Source organism: Cryobacterium shii (assembly GCF_004402595.1).
Classification (GTDB): Bacteria; Actinomycetota; Actinomycetes; order Actinomycetales; family Microbacteriaceae; genus Cryobacterium; species Cryobacterium shii.
Genome location: NZ_SOFY01000078.1, coordinates 1 through 14,329, shown reverse-complemented (window position 1 = coordinate 14,329; position 14,329 = coordinate 1). Strand labels below are relative to the sequence as shown.

The 14,329-nt window shown below is 68.6% G+C and carries 13 protein-coding genes and 2 pseudogenes; 7 read left to right on the top strand and 8 right to left on the bottom strand.

Annotated elements, in window-relative coordinates:
- Positions 1 to 385: 385 nt before the first annotated feature.
- Genes treZ through glgX form a run of 3 tightly spaced genes read right to left on the bottom strand, consistent with a single transcriptional unit; the run spans position 386 to position 6,676 of the window.
- Positions 386 to 2,137 carry a malto-oligosyltrehalose trehalohydrolase gene (treZ, locus tag E3O49_RS14765; RefSeq protein WP_134366150.1) on the bottom strand — a complete coding sequence of 584 codons (1,752 nt, stop codon included), beginning with the start codon at positions 2,135 to 2,137 and terminating at the stop codon, positions 386 to 388.
- The gene (gene treY, locus E3O49_RS14760; RefSeq protein ID WP_134366149.1) at positions 2,127 to 4,475 is read right to left on the bottom strand and encodes a malto-oligosyltrehalose synthase; all 2,349 of its coding nucleotides are present in this window, start codon (positions 4,473 to 4,475) and stop codon (positions 2,127 to 2,129) included. The genes treZ and treY overlap by 11 nt, the downstream gene beginning before the upstream one ends.
- Complete coding sequence (gene glgX, locus E3O49_RS14755; protein WP_134410219.1) at positions 4,472 to 6,676, bottom strand: glycogen debranching protein GlgX; 2,205 nt, start codon at positions 6,674 to 6,676, stop codon at positions 4,472 to 4,474. The genes treY and glgX overlap by 4 nt, the downstream gene beginning before the upstream one ends.
- Before the next feature lie 105 nt (positions 6,677 to 6,781).
- Here glgX and E3O49_RS14750 point away from each other — a divergent pair, with 105 nt between their 5' ends.
- Positions 6,782 to 7,762: a PfkB family carbohydrate kinase gene (locus E3O49_RS14750; RefSeq protein WP_134403154.1), complete on the top strand. Its 981-nt coding sequence runs from the start codon at positions 6,782 to 6,784 to the stop codon at positions 7,760 to 7,762.
- A complete protein-coding gene (gene surE / locus E3O49_RS14745; RefSeq protein WP_134403155.1) occupies positions 7,759 to 8,613 on the top strand; it encodes a 5'/3'-nucleotidase SurE in 855 nt (284 codons plus the stop codon). The genes E3O49_RS14750 and surE overlap by 4 nt, the downstream gene beginning before the upstream one ends.
- On the opposite strand, the gene E3O49_RS14740 is transcribed toward surE, so the two are convergent.
- Positions 8,565 to 9,602, bottom strand: a complete 1,038-nt coding sequence (locus tag E3O49_RS14740) for an LLM class flavin-dependent oxidoreductase (RefSeq protein ID WP_134403174.1) — start codon at positions 9,600 to 9,602, stop codon at positions 8,565 to 8,567. The genes surE and E3O49_RS14740 overlap by 49 nt on opposite strands.
- Positions 9,603 to 9,769: 167 nt before the next feature.
- Here E3O49_RS14740 and E3O49_RS14735 point away from each other — a divergent pair, with 167 nt between their 5' ends.
- A complete protein-coding gene (locus E3O49_RS14735; RefSeq protein ID WP_134366145.1) occupies positions 9,770 to 10,150 on the top strand; it encodes a hypothetical protein in 381 nt (126 codons plus the stop codon).
- Positions 10,151 to 10,161: 11 nt separating this feature from the next.
- Here the strand turns inward: E3O49_RS14735 and E3O49_RS14730 are convergent, their stop codons facing one another.
- Positions 10,162 to 10,563 (bottom strand): YchJ family protein, encoded by a 402-nt coding sequence (locus E3O49_RS14730; protein ID WP_241976151.1) that lies wholly within the window; start codon positions 10,561 to 10,563, stop codon positions 10,162 to 10,164.
- Positions 10,564 to 10,760: 197 nt separating this feature from the next.
- Between E3O49_RS14730 and E3O49_RS14725 the strand changes: the two genes are divergently transcribed.
- Entirely contained in the window at positions 10,761 to 11,564 is an 804-nt protein-coding gene (locus tag E3O49_RS14725; RefSeq protein ID WP_134366144.1) for a phosphotransferase, read from the top strand.
- A gap of 30 nt (positions 11,565 to 11,594) precedes the next feature.
- On the opposite strand, the pseudogene E3O49_RS19070 reads toward E3O49_RS14725, so the two are convergent.
- The 3 genes and pseudogenes from E3O49_RS19070 to E3O49_RS14715 form a co-directional block, all read right to left on the bottom strand.
- Positions 11,595 to 11,684: pseudogene (locus E3O49_RS19070) on the bottom strand (type I methionyl aminopeptidase); the annotation flags it as partial.
- 12 nt (positions 11,685 to 11,696) lie between these two features.
- Positions 11,697 to 12,188: an FBP domain-containing protein gene (locus tag E3O49_RS14720; protein ID WP_134366143.1), complete on the bottom strand. Its 492-nt coding sequence runs from the start codon at positions 12,186 to 12,188 to the stop codon at positions 11,697 to 11,699.
- Positions 12,189 to 12,265: 77 nt separating this feature from the next.
- Positions 12,266 to 12,805 carry a TetR/AcrR family transcriptional regulator gene (locus tag E3O49_RS14715; RefSeq protein ID WP_241976153.1) on the bottom strand — a complete coding sequence of 180 codons (540 nt, stop codon included), beginning with the start codon at positions 12,803 to 12,805 and terminating at the stop codon, positions 12,266 to 12,268.
- A 220-nt stretch (positions 12,806 to 13,025) separates the two neighbouring features.
- Between E3O49_RS14715 and E3O49_RS14710 the strand changes: the two genes are divergently transcribed.
- The 3 genes and pseudogenes from E3O49_RS14710 to E3O49_RS17225 all read left to right on the top strand — a co-directional run.
- The gene (locus E3O49_RS14710) at positions 13,026 to 13,364 is read left to right on the top strand and encodes a DUF7882 family protein (protein WP_134366141.1); all 339 of its coding nucleotides are present in this window, start codon (positions 13,026 to 13,028) and stop codon (positions 13,362 to 13,364) included.
- A gap of 12 nt (positions 13,365 to 13,376) precedes the next feature.
- On the top strand, positions 13,377 to 14,030 hold the full coding sequence (locus tag E3O49_RS14705) for an IMPACT family protein (RefSeq protein ID WP_134366140.1): 654 nt from the start codon (positions 13,377 to 13,379) through the stop codon (positions 14,028 to 14,030).
- Positions 14,031 to 14,224: 194 nt separating this feature from the next.
- Positions 14,225 to 14,329: pseudogene (locus E3O49_RS17225) on the top strand (heat-shock protein HtpX); the annotation flags it as partial.

Sequence of the window (14,329 nt, the reverse complement as noted above, 5' to 3'; positions counted from 1 at the left end):
CGATTTTAGCAAAAAGCGTACGTGGTGTCGAGACTATCTCAACTATTTACCAAAGTATTTCGCAGATAGTTACGAATGAGGCTGGTGTTACTCGTGGGACTCGCCGGCTCGCGAGGCCGTGATGCACGCTGCCCAAAACCTCGCCGAGCCGTGAGTATCGCCCCTCTCCGGACACGAAAGAGGGGCGGAAGTCACGGCTCGCCCAGACCCCGCCGAACCGTGAGTTGCGATCCTCCGCAGACGAAAAAGAGGGGCGGAAGTCACGGCTCGGCGAGATCGAGAACGGGGAACGGGGAACGGGGAACGGGACCGGGGAACGGCACCGGGGACCGGGACCGGGACCGGGAATGGGAATGGGAAACCAGGAACCGGGACCGGCGACCGCTTAGGAGGCGGCCAGGATCGCGACGGCGTGCGGAGACAGGAGCACGGCGCTCGCGTCGCGGCCCCGGACGGCCTCGCCCTCGGCCGCGAACTCGAGCAGCACGGCGCCGGCCTCGGCCGGCACACGCCGGGCGACCGCGGCCAGGTTCAGCAGGATCTGGGTGTCGCCGCGAGTGACCCGCAGCCACCGCTCGTGCTCGTCGAAGTCCACCGCGACCCGGTCGAGGCTGGGGTCGGTGAACCCCGCCTGGGAGCGGCGCAGGCCCGCCAGGGCCTGGTAGAAGGCGAGCAGACGAGCGTGCTCCGGCCGGGCGGTCTCGTCCCAGTCGAGCTTGGACCGGGTGAACGTCGCCGGGTCCTGCGGGTCGGGGACGGCGGCCGGGTCCCAGCCCATCCGGGCGAACTCGCCGATTCGGCCCTTGCGGGTGGCCTCGCCGAGTTCGGGTTCCGGATGCGAGGTGAAGAATTGCCACGGTGTGCCGGCGCCCCACTCCTCCCCCATGAAGAGCATCGGGGTGAACGGACCGAGCAGGGTCAGCGTCGCCGCGATCGCGAGCTGGCCGGCATCCAGGGTCGCGGGCAGCCGGTCGCCGGTGGCCCGGTTGCCGATCTGGTCGTGGTTCTGGCTGCCGACGACGAGGCGCCACGCGGGCGTCTTCTTCGTGTCGATCGGGCGGCCGTGCGTGCGGGCGCGGAAGCTGGAGAAGGTGCCGTCGTGGAAGAAACCGCGGGTGAGCACCTTGGCGAGGGCCCCGAGCGGCTCGAAGTCGGCGTAGTAGCCGGACGTCTCCCCGGTGAGCGAGACGTGCACCGCGTGGTGGAAGTCGTCGCTCCACTGGGCGGTGAGGCCGTAGCCGCCGGCTTCCCTCGGGGTGATCATCCGGGGGTCGTTGAGGTCGGACTCGGCGATCAGGCTGAGCGGCCGCCCGACGGATGCGCTCAGCGCGTCGACCGCGGAGCCGAGTTCCTCGAGCAGGTGGGTGGCGCGCTCGTCGTGCAGGGCGTGCACGGCGTCGAGCCGGAGGCCGTCGACGTGGTAGTCGCCCAGCCACATCAGGGCGTTGTCGATGATGTACTGCCGAACCGGGTCGGAGTCCGGCCCGTCGAGGTTGAGCGAGGACCCCCAGCTGGTGCCGCCCGCCTGGCTCAGGTAAGGGCCGTACTGGGGCAGGTAGTTGCCGCTGGGTCCGAGGTGGTTGTAGACGACATCCTGGATGACGCCGATGCCGGCCTGGTGGCAGGCGTCCACGAAGCCCTGGTAGGCCGCGGGCCCGCCGTACCCGTCGTGCACGGCGTACCAGAGCACGCCGTCGTAGCCCCAGTTGTGGGTGCCGTTGAAGGCGTTGACCGGCAGCAGTTCCACGAAGTCCACGCCGATGGAGGCCAGGTGGGGCAGCCGCTCGGCCGCGGCCGCCAGGGTGCCCTCCGGGGTGAAGGTGCCGAGGTGCATTTCGTAGATGGTGCTGCCGGCCAGTTGGCGACCGGTCCAGCGCTGGTCGCCCCAGACGTGCTCAGCGGCGTCGAAGGTGCGGGTGGCGCCGTGGACGCCGTTCGGCTGGTGCCGGGAGCGCGGATCGGGGAACGGCCCCTCGCCATCGACCAGGAAGCCGTAGTCGACCGGCCCGTCGCCCGCCGGGCGGGGCGCGCGCCACCATCCGTCTGCCTGACGCGTCAGCACCTGGGTGTCGTCGGACAGCGCGACGGCCATGGTGGTGGCGGTCGGCGCCCAGACCTCGAAGTACTCAGCGGGCATCGACGGCCCCTTCCGTGGCGGTGGCAGTGGCGGGTGCGGTTCCGTCGTCCGCAACGAGCAGGGCGACCGGGTAGCGCTGCAGCAGCGCGGCGACGGGGGTGATGCCCCCGGGGTGGCGGGCCCCGGTGAGCAGGTCGATCACGGGATGACCGGCCAGCACCACGGTGGTGTCGTTCCATCCGCCGGCCGCCGCGAGTCCAAGCGGCAGTCGGGTGGCGATGGTGACCGCGTCGCCGCGGTCGAAGGCGATCACGTTCTCGGCGCGGGCGCCGAGAGCCTCGACCGGCAGGTGGCGGAAGAAGCGTTCCGGCGCTTCCCGCCGCAGCCGCAGGGCGCGCGTGGTGACCAGGAGTTTCGCGGCGCCGGTCTCGTCGACGGGCGGCAGCCAGCCGCCGGCGATGCGGGCCAGGTAGTCGCGCCGCACGCCGTAGTCGACCGGGCGCCGGTTGTCGGGGTCGACGAGGGAGTCCTCCCAGAGCTCGCTGCCCTGGTAGACGTCCGGCACGCCGGGCGCGGTCAGCTGCACGAGCTTGTTGGAGAGGCCGTTGCTCCAGCCGGCCTGGCGCACCCGGTCGACGAAGGCGGTCAGGGTCGTACGGACAGCCGGGTTGTCGACGGTGGCGGCCACGAGGCGGTGCATCGCGGTTTCGAACTCCGCGTTCTGCGCCGTCCAGGTGGTCGAGGTGCCGGCCTCGCGGGCGGCCTTCTCCGCGTAGGCGATGAGCCGGTCCGGGGATGCCGGCCAGGCGCCGACGATGGCCTGCCAGAGCAGGTTCTCGAACGGGGCGTCGCCGAGCGGCGCGGCGGCGCGCAGGGCGCGCAGGGCGTTTTCCCACTCGGCGGGGATCTCGGCCAGCACCGAGATGCGGGCCCGCACGTCCTCGCCGCGCTTGGTGTCGTGGGTGGAGAGGGTGGTCATCGAGGCGGGGAAGGTGGCCTGGCGCACCTGCTGCCGGCGGTGGAACTCGGCCGCGTCGACGGCGAACTCCCCCGGGTCGGCCCCGACCTCGTTGAGGGAGGTCAGCCGGCTGTAGCGGTAGTAGGAGGTGTCTTCGACCCCCTTGGCCATCACCATGCCGGACGTCTGCTGGAACCGCACGGCCGCCGGATGCCCCGGGTCGGCCAGCATGGGCAGCAACGCGTCGATCACGGGCGCGAGGTCGGGCCGTCGGTCTGCCGCGGTAGCCGCGGCCGCGTGCAGCTTCTCGGCACCGACCGGAAGGTAGGAGCGGTAGACCGGGAAGCAGGCGAACAGCTCGGCCACCGCGTCGTCGGCGTTCTTGATCGCGGGCAGGAGCCGGACGATACGCTCGACCTCGGCGCGGAGGCTGCCGTCGGCGATGGCGCGTTTCTGCGTGTGCACCAGCTCCGGCCAGTCCGCCTGGCCCCCGGTCTCGGCCTGCAGCCGGGCCTCGAGGGCGTCCAGCGCCCCCTGGCCGGCCGGGTCGACGAGGAGCCGGTCGAAGTCGGCGAGGGCGTCGTAGCCGGTGGTGCCGCTCGTGGCCCAGTTCGCGGGCAGCTGCTCGCCGCCCTCGAGGATCTTCTCGACCAGGACATAGGCCCCGCCGGTCGCATCCCGCAGCCGGTCCAGGTAGCCGCCCGGGTCGGCGAGGCCGTCCGGGTGGTCGACCCGCAGCCCCTGAACGAGACCGTCCTGCACCCAGCGGAGAATCTCCCGGTGCGATTCGTCGAAGACCCAGGGGGTCTCAACCTTGAGCCCGGCCAGGGTGCTGACCGTGAAGAACCGCCGGTAGTTCAGCTCCGCGTCCGCACGGCGCCAGCCGACGAGTTGGTAGCTCTGCCGCCCGTGCACGGTGCGGGCATCCGCTCCGTCGTCGGCCGTGCCGGGTGCCAGGGGGAACCGGTTGTCGTAGTAGTGCAGTTCGTCGCCGACCACGCTCAGCCGGTCGAGTTCGTCCGCGCCGTCGCCGAGCACGGGCAGCAGGATGCGGTCGCCGCCCGCGGCCCAGTCCACGTCGAAGGCTTCCGCATAGCGGGACGAGCCGCCGAGCCGGAGCAGGTCCCACCACCAGGCGTTGCCGGCCGGGGTCGCGACGCCCATGTGGTTGGGCACGATGTCCACGAGGATGCCGCGGCCGGCATCCGTCGCCGCGGCCGTTAGGCGGGCCAGCGCCTCCGCGCCCCCGCGCACCGGGTCGATCCCGGAATGGTCGATCACGTCGTAGCCGTGGTCAGAGCCGTCCTCGGCCGCGAGCAGCGGGGACAGGTAGATCCAGTCGGCGCCGAGCTCGGTCACGTAGTCGAGCACGGATGCCGCGGCGTCCAGGTCGAACGCCGCCGTGATCTGGAGCCGGTAGGTGGAGAGCGGGATCCTCACTGGTTGGCCAGGAACTCGGCGTCGACCACGGTGATGGCGCCGGTGTGGCCGGCGGCCAGCGAGGCGGCCACGGAGTGATCCGGCGGGGTCTCCGGCGCGTGGTAGGCGCGGAGGACCACGATCGACCGGGAGGTGACCGTGTGCTTGGCGCCGGCCGGGCGCGGGATGGAGTCGGCACCCTCGCCGCCGGTGTCGACGACGACCTCCCACTCCGGGGCGTATTCGACCGGAGGCAGGGTGAACTCGACGTCTTCGCCTTCCGCGTTGAAGCAGAGCAGGAAGTTCACGTCGGTCACGGTCTGGCCGCGGGAGTCGCGTTCCCGGATGCCGTCCCCGTTGAGGAACATCGCGACCGTGCGGGTGCGGTTCTCGTCCCAGTCGTAGGACTGCATCTCGGTGCCGTCGCTGGTCAGCCAGACGATGTCACTGAGGGCGTCGGCCGGGTTGCGCTTGCCGGGGTGCCCGTCGAAGAAGCGGCTGCGGCGGAAGGTGGGGTGCTCGCGGCGCAGCCGGGACACGGCGGCCGTGAACTCGATCAGCGGGTGGTCCGCCTCGTCCCAGTGCAGCCAGCTCAGCTCGTTGTCCTGCGCGTAGGTGTTGTTGTTGCCGTTCTGGGTGCGGCCGAGTTCGTCGCCGTGCAGGATCATCGGCACGCCCTGCGAGAGCAGCATGGTGGCGAGGAAGTTGCGCTGCTGGCGGGCGCGCAGGACGAGGATCTCCGGGTCGGAGGTGGGCCCTTCCTCGCCGAGGTTCCAGGACCGGTTGTGGGACTCGCCGTCCTGGTTGTTCTCCCCGTTGGCGTCGTTGCGCTTCTCGTTGTAGGAGACCAGGTCGGAGAGGGTGAACCCGTCGTGCGCGGTGACGAAGTTGATCGACGCCACCGGGCGGCGTCCGGAGTGTTCGTACAGGTCGGCGGATCCGGTGATGCGCGAGGCGAACTCGCCCAGCGTCGACGGTTCGCCGCGCCAGAAGTCGCGCACGGTGTCGCGGTATTTGCCGTTCCATTCCGTCCACTGGGCCGGGAAGTTGCCGACCTGGTAGCCGCCGGGGCCGACGTCCCACGGCTCGGCGATGAGCTTGACCTGGGACACGATCGGGTCCTGCTGCACGAGTTCGAAGAAGGTGGAGAGCTTGTCCACGTCGTAGAGGTCGCGGGCCAGCGCCGACGCCAGGTCGAACCGGAAACCGTCGACGTGCATCTCGATCACCCAGTAGCGCAGCGAGTCCATGATGAGCTGCAGCGAGTGCGGGTGGCGCACGTTCAGGGTGTTGCCCGTGCCCGTGTAGTCCATGTAGTAGCGCTTGTCATCGTCCATCAGGCGGTAGTACGCCTCGTTGTCGATGCCCTTGAAGGAGATCGTCGGGCCGAGGTGGTTGCCCTCCGCGGTGTGGTTGTAGACGACGTCGAGGATGACCTCGATGCCCGCGTCGTGCAGGCTCCGCACCATCCCCTTGAATTCCTGCACCTGGTTTCCGAGGTCCCCGGTCGACGAGTACGCGTTGTGGGGTGCGAAGAAGCCGATGGTGTTGTAGCCCCAGTAGTTGTTCAGGCCCTTTTCCTCGAGGGTGCCGTCGTTGACGAACTGGTGCACGGGCATCAGTTCGATCGCGGTCACGCCGAGCTTCTGCAGGTGGTCGATGACCGACGGATGCGCGACGCCCGCGTACGTTCCCCGCTGCGACTCCGGCACGAGCTCCTGCAGCTTCGTCAGCCCCTTGACGTGGGCTTCGTAGATGAGGGAGTCACGGTAGGGCGTGCGCAACGGTCGGTCGCCGACCCAGTCGAAGAACGGGTTGACGACCACGCCGAGCATCATGTGCGGGGCGGAGTCCTCGTCGTTGCGGGAATCGGGGTCGCCGAAGTTGTAGGAGAACAGCGACTGGTCCCAGTCGATGCTGCCGCAGGTGGCCTTGGCGTACGGGTCGAGCAGCAGCTTGTTCGCGTTGGAGCGCTTGCCCTCGGCCGGGTTGTACTCACCGTGCACGCGGTAGCCGTAGCGCTGCCCCGGCTGGATCAGCGGCAGGTAGCAGTGCCAGATGAAGGCATCCGATTCGATCACCTCGACCCGGGTCTCGATTCCGTCGTCGTCGAACAGGCAGAGGTCCACCCGGTGGGCGGCCTCACTGTACAGGGCGAAGTTCGTGCCGCTTCCGTCGTAGGTTGCGCCAAGCGGGTAAGCGGTACCGGGCCAGGTTTCCAAAGGGGCTCCTCAAGTTTCGAGTGGACCTGCGGTTCAAAGCGTGCCTCGGGCCCATCAGTACGCTACAGCAGTGTTCCTGTGGCCCCGTCTGGGTAGTATGCCCGTGTGAACGAGGTCGTCATCTTCGCGCCGTCCCCGGTCCTGACCGTCACCGTCGAGGGCCGGGCCGACCACGCCGACATCCATCTGCACGCCGGTGGGCAGGGCGTCTGGCAGGCACGGATGCTGCAGGCCCTCGGCGCGTCGGTCACGATGTGCTGCGTGCTGACGGGTGAGACCGGCCAGGTGCTCGGTCACCTCGTCGCCGATGAGGGCATCCGGGTGCTCGCCGTGCGCCGGGCCGGCCGGGGTGCCGCCTATGTGCACGACCGGCGTGGCGGCGAGCGCAGCCAGGTCGCTGCGACCCAGGGTGAGCCGCTCTCCCGCCATGACCTCGACGAGCTCTACGACCTCACCCTGCGGGCCGGGCTGGGCGCGGACGCCATCGTTCTCAGCGGGCCGGCCGGAGAAGACGTCGTGCCGGCGGATGTCTACCGGCGCCTGGCCGCCGACCTGCGCTCCACCGGCCGGTTCGTGATCGCCGACCTCGCCGGGGAGCGCCTCACCGCGGCCCTCGGCGGCAAGGTCAGTGTCGTCAAGGTCAGCGACGACGAGCTGCTGGCCGACGGCCGCATCAGCGCGCCCGACGAGGAGCAGCTCTTCGCCGCCGCGTACAGCCTGCGGGACGAGGGAGCGGACACGGTCATCATCAGCCGGGCGGAGAAGCCCCTGCTTCTGCTGGCCGACGACACGCTCAGCGAGGTCTGCGTGCCCACGATGCAGATCGCCGATCCGCACGGCGCGGGTGACTCCCTCACGGCCGGTGTGGCGGCCACCCTGGCGGCGGGCGGCACCATCGAGGAGGCCGTATCGGTCGGTGCGGCCGCCGGCGCCCTGAACGTGACCCGGCACGGCCTGGGCACCGGCAAGGCTGAGACCGTGCGGCTGCTGCGGGACCATGTGCGCGTCTACCCGGTGGAGTGGGTCCCCGCGTTCGCGAAGAGGCTCACCCCGGACGAACTCGCACAGACGGTGCAGAACGAATGAGCCCGGCATTCACGACCCTCATCACCAACGACGACGGCATCAACTCCCCCGGCCTGCTCCGGCTCGCCCTGGCGGCCCTCGACGCCGGCCTGGACGTGGTGGTCGCCGCTCCGGCGGCGGAATCCAGCGGCAGCGGGGCCTCCATCACTTCCACGGGAACCGATGGCCGCATCGTCGTCGACCGTCGGCACCTGGAGGGTCTCGACGGGGTGCCCTGCTACGCCGTACACGCCGCCCCCGCCCTGATCAGCCTGATCGCCAGCCACGGCGCATTCGGCCAGGCGCCCGAGCTGGTTCTCTCGGGGGTGAATCCGGGCGCCAACGTGGGCCGGGCCATCCTGCACTCCGGCACGGTGGGGGCCGCGCTCACCGCGGGCGTCAACGGCGGTCGCGGCCTGGCCGTGTCCCTGGACGTTGCCCCGGACACGACGACCCCGCGCTGGGGCGTCGCGTCACGCCTGGCCGCCCGGCTGATCCCGTTCCTGCTCGACCAGCCCACCGGCACCGTATTGAACCTGAACGTGCCCATAATCGTGGGCGACGAGCCGCCGGAGGTCCGTACGGCCAAACTGGCCCGCTTCGGCATCGTGCAAACCACGATGACGCAGCAGGACCGGCATCAGATCCGCCTGGCCGTGGCCGATAACGCGGCCCACGCGGAGTCCGGGAGCGACGCCGACCTGCTCCGCCTGGGCTACGCCACCGTCACGAGCCTCCGCTCGGTCGAGGAACGCCCGCTCGCGGACCTCGTGCTGGAGCCGGTCCCGGTGGCGACGAGCGCGGCCCCGCCGGGGCCGGGACGTCAGTCGGCCAGCAGCTCACGCACGAGCGGCGCAACCTCGGTGCCGTAGAGCTCGATGCTGGTCATCAGTTTCTCGTGCGCCAGGGTGCCGAGGCTGTACTTCAGGTCGAAGCGGGAGAGCCCCAGTCCCTGCGCGGCGGCGGCGATCTTGCGGGCCACGGTCTCCGGCGATCCGACGAAAAGGGCGCCGTCCGGGCCGGCGTCGTGCTCGAAACGTTCCCGGGTCACGGGACCCCAGCCGCGTTCACGCCCGATCCGGTCCTGCATGGCGGCGTAGTGCGGCCACATCTCCTCCCGGGCCTGGGCATCCGTGCCGGCGATGTACCCCGGGGAGTGTTCGCCGATCGGCTTCGTCGGCTTCCCGAACTGGGCCAGCGCCCGGTGGTAGAGCTCGACCAGCGGGGCGAAGGCCAGCGGGGAACCGCCGATGATGGCGAGCATCAGCGGCAGGCCGTAGTGGGCGGCGCGCACGACGGACTGCGGGCTTCCACCCACCCCGATCCAGGTGGTGAGGGCCCCTGACTCGGTGGGCGGGAACACGCGCTGATCGGTCAGGCCGCCGCGGGTCTCCCCGGCCCAGGTGACGGGCGCCTCCTTGAGCAGCTCGGTGAACAGGTTGAGCTTCTCCTCGAACAGTTTCTCGTAGTCGGAGAGCTCCAACCCGAAGAGGGGGAACGATTCGGTGAAGGATCCCCGGCCGAGGATCACCTCAGCACGGCCGCCGGAGACGGCGTCGAGGGTCGAGAACCGCTGGAAGACGCGCACCGGGTCGTCTGAGCTGAGCACCGTGACGGCCGAGCCGAGACGGATGCCGGTGGTCTGCCCGGCGATCGCGGCCAGGACCACCTCGGGGGCGGACACCGCGAAGTCTTCCCGGTGGTGTTCACCGATTCCGAAGAAGTCCAGGCCCACCTGGTCGGCCAGCACCGCTTCGGCGACCACGTTGCGCAGCACCTGAGCCTGGGAGAGGCGCGTTCCCGAGGCGTCGAACGTGACGTCTCCGAAGGTGTCCAGGCCGAGTTCGAACTTCTGCGTCATGTGGTTGCGCTCCTTGATCATGGTACAAAGTCTATGCAAATGTATAGATAGGGAGAACCGTGGCTGCCGTCAGGATATTCCGGTGCAGACGTGAGGCCGGGCGGACGGTCGGGCAGAATGAAACCGGCGGCCGCGAATCGGTCGCCACCAAGGCAGGAGCCTCCGACATGACCGAACTCGACCTCATCACCCTGTGGACCAAGGCCCGCTGGCACATCATCGTGTCCCAGTTCGCACCGACCTTCCTGCTGACCTCCCTCGTGGCGCTCCTCTCCCTCGGCCTCGACACCGCGGCGGTTAGCGTGCGCATCGCCGCCGCCGGCATCCTGCTGGCCTCCGGTGTGCTCGGCGCCCTCGCCCAGATCGCCGCCGCGAACGAGGGGCTGGCGATCATCGAGGATCTGCGCGCCGTGCCGGTGCTCAGCACACTCGGCAAGCGGATCGTGGCGTCCGAGGCCTGGATCGACATTGTGCGCTTCGGCACCCCCGGGGTGTTCGTCATCGTCTACATCGCCCTGCTCGCGGCCCTGTTCCTGCCGTTCGCCTAGACGAGGCCGGCTCAGACCGCGTCCAGGTAGACCCAGCGGCGATCGATCTTCACGAACCGGCTCACCTCGTGCTGCGTCGACGGCGTGCCCCGGTCCCGGCAGTACGCCGTGAACTCCACCACCCCCTCGGTGTCGAACGGGCCGCCCGCCACGGTCCGTTCGATCTCGAGGCGGGTCCACCGCAGCTCGTCGTCCAGTGCGAACGTCTCCGGCTGGGTGCGCGGATGCCACGTCGCCAACAGGTACGCCGCGTCGCCGACCGCGAACGCCGCATAGCGGGAACGCATCAGCGCCTCGGCGGTGGGTGCGGCGGCCTCCCTGCGGTGGAACCGTCCACAGCACTCGGCATAAGGGTTGCCGCTCAGGCAGGGACACCGCAGGGGGCGGGACTCGGGGGTCGGAGGAATCTGCACCGTTCCAGTATCCGTCAGGTCCTGGCGGCATCCGCGGACGGGCCGACACACACAGGGAAAGACGGCGGCAGGTTGACGGTCCTGGACCCGCGAGATCACCCCGAAGGGAAGAATGAGGGCATTCAACGGTGGTCTTTGCCCTCTCACGCGTCACTGCGAAGCTCCACCGAGACCCGTGCGGCCACTAGCCTGCTGGTATGGGTGAGGCAGAGCAAGAACTGACCGGGGGCAACGCGTCCGGCCGTGTTGTGCGAGTGGGCGGCACGGTGCGAAAGCCCTGGATCGACAACAGCTTGGTCGTGCAGAGTTACCTTGCGGCGCTCCGTTCGCACGGAGTGGACGCTCCGCACCCGCTCGGCCGCGATGAGACCGGTCGTCAGACGGTCGAGTATGTGGAAGGCGCGATCGCGCTGAGTCAGATGCCGCTTCATGCCGAGGACCTGCGCCGGGTCGGTCGGATGATCCGCCGCATCCACGATGTGAGCGAATCTATTCCGGTCCCCGACCCTGAGGGTTGGAAGATGCTGCTGCCAGCGGACAAGCCGAACCTGATGTGCCACAACGATCTTGCGCCGTGGAACCTCGTCATTGGCGAGCGCTGGGTATTCATCGATTGGGATGGTGCGGGGCCGAGCACCCGGCTGTGGGACCTGGCCTACGCCGCCCAGGCGTTCGCCCTGCTGGTTAACGGTGAACCCGTCGAGTCCGCCGCGTCGAGGCTCCGGGCGTTCATCGATGGGTATGAGGCCGACGCTTTGCTCCGCGAGGCGCTTCCGGCGGCAATGGCGAAACGGACCGCGGCAATGTTCGAACTCCTGTGCACCTCCTATGAGACCGGTCTTCAGCCCTGGGCCGATATGTACGTGAACGGGCACGGTGAATTCTGGCGTGGAGCGGCCGAGTACGTCAATCGAAACCAAACGGCTTGGGAGCGAGCGCTCTCGCTATCGGAAAGCGCAATCCCGCCGACCAGTCCTGCGGGCCCTCCCGCCGGCAGCTGAGCGTCCGCAGGAATATCGGCGCGGCCGCTGGAGGATGATCGGCCCGGTGATGACGATGGCGATGGTGTTGTCTGAGTGCGCCGTGCGGCTTCCGTCTGCGCTCCGCAGGGTCCAACCGTCGTGCGGGCGCCCCTACTTTCCGTCGCGGACGCTCCGAGCGAAATTCTGAACGCGGGCCCTGAGCGCTTCGATGCGTCGCTGGCGCGCTGCCTGCACGTCGAAGCCGATGTAGGCGACCGGGGGGAGCTTGCGGACGTTTCCCGAGCATTCGAAGCCGGCGCATGCCAGGGTGCCGACCGTGTCGCCGTTGCGACCCGCCTGGCCGGCACGCTTGATACTGAAGAACACCACGTCGTTCGGAAGATGCACGTCTTCGCACCATGAGCACTGGGGCCGCGTTCTGGTCTTCCCGTCGGCCTGACGCAATAGAATCCCGACCGGGCCCTCCACGAGGTCGACGATGACGTAACCGATCCCAGGGACCTTTGGATCCCGCCAGCCGAGGTAGTCGAGGTTGTCCCAGGACAGGGTTTCGAAGTCACGGGGAAGGGTGAGAGCCTTTCGCTCCCGGAGCGAAGCGTTGATGAAGGATGACCGGATGTCTGGGGCGGTGAGCGGGAGCATGAGGTGGCGATGCCTTCTGTCTCTGTAGCAGAACTGTTGAATGCGGGGAATGGGCAGTGATGGGCAGTGTGGTGCCGTCAGGCCGGCGGCCAATTGTTCAAGACAACGTCGAGGGCATCCAAGGCCCGGGACCACGAAGCATCCGCTGCTCGTTGCGTGTTCTGAAAGCCTCCGGAACGTTCCAGGCTCACGTAGCCGTGAAACACACTGTGGAGCAGCCGCACCGCATCGGTCTGGTCCGGTTCCTCGAGTGCATAGCCCCGAAGGATGGCCCGGGTCATCGCCGCGTGCCGACCCGCCGCACTGGCGGCAGCCACCTCAGGATCGAGCTCCAGCCGAGTCGCGGCGTAACGCCCGGGATATTCTTTGGCGTAAGCCCTGTAGGCGTCGGCAAATGCGACCAGCGCGTCCTTGCCCGCACGGCCGGCCAAAGCGGCGGCTACGTGGTCGGCGAGTTCGGCCAGAGCCAACACGGCCACCCGTGTCCGGAGATCCTGCACGTTCTTGATGTGGGAGTAGAGGCTCGCATCCCTGACTCCGAAAAGGCGCGCCACAGCCGAGACCGTCACGCCTTCGAAACCGATCTCGTCGGCCAGATCAGCCGCTGCGACGGTCACGCGTTGCGTGGTCAGTCCTCTTCGTGCCATGGTGGCCCCTTTCCGGTTAATCCTACGATACCAATATAATTGCCTAATATCTCTAGGCGCACGACCGGCCAGCCGAATCAGCCTCGAACCGGAAGCTGCCTGGTCGGATCCGGCAGACTGCGAAACCCCGAACGGGTTAGTGTGTGGGGCACACGGGCGCGGCGGCGGTCGCGCTCAGGCGGGAGCATCCATGCGCACCTTGTTCTACGGATCCGGGCGAACCCCGATTCGAATCGATGATCACGTGCTGGCTCATCTGAAGGCCGTCATCACGACGAAGCTGCGTCGCGGTGAGAGTTTCCTACTCTCCTGGCGAGAGTCGGCACAGGTCGGAAATGGCCGCAGTTCGGTGTGGATTCACCCGAGCTGTGACCTGCACTACAAGTTTGACGGCGGCACCCCGCCGGCGCTCGATCCCGGCATCATCGTTGAGATGACCGATGAATCCATGCAACCCCGCGGGATCGAACTGGTGAATGTGAGTCTCGCACGCAGTCCTCACCAGCGCGCCGGTGATGAGTCGGACTGAAAGACTGGGCGTATGCCCGATCTCACTTTGCACGGCGGCGTCGGCAGCCGCGTTGACACCGAGATCGAAGTGAAGCGATCCAAATTTCTCTGCCGCCTCGTTCGCACCGAGACAGAGGATTCCACGCGTGGCGCCATCGACGACGCGCGTAAGGAGCATTGGAGTGCTCGCCACCACTGCTCGGCATTCGTGCTCGGGCCGAGCGGCGCACCAGACCAGGTGCGGCGTTCGAATGACGATGGCGAACCGTCAGGAACGGCGGGTCGGCCCATGCTCGAGGCACTGTCCGGGCGCGGATTCGTCGATTGCGTGGCCGTCGTCACCCGCTACTTCGGTGGCGTACTTCTCGGTCCCGGCGGCCTCGTGCGCGCCTACTCGGAGGCCGTTCTGACCACGATCGACGAGGCCCAGTCCGGCGGGCTGGTGGTGGGGCGCGAGCGCCGCGAACTGTTCAGGCTTGCACTTTCCCACGCGGATGCCGGTCGCATCGAGGCCGAGTTGCGCCAGCGCGGAGTGCTCATCCTGGGGACGGACTATGGGCGTGACGCGGTACTGCACATCGCCGGTGACGACGCCGCGCGGCTCGCCGCGATCGTGGCCGGTGCAACGGCCGGCAGCGCGGAGCTGGAGGCCCTCGGCCACGAATGGGTAGACGTCGAACGGTAGTCCGGTTGTGGCGTGGCGCCCCGCGAGGTGCACTGCGGTGGCGGTGGGTGAACGACATGTGAACATCATCTCTATAAATTGACATCCATCGATGTATTGTCGAGACTTCACCTCGACACGCATCGATTTTGTCGTCGCAGAGGTGGCCCCCTGATCCGCGCCGCCCTCAAGAAATCAAGAAGGAATGACCACTCATGAGTGACAAGCCCACCGTTCTCTTCGTCTGCGTGCACAACGCGGGCCGCTCCCAGATGGCCGCCGGCTACATGACGGCTCTCTCCGCGGGCCGCGTCGAGGTG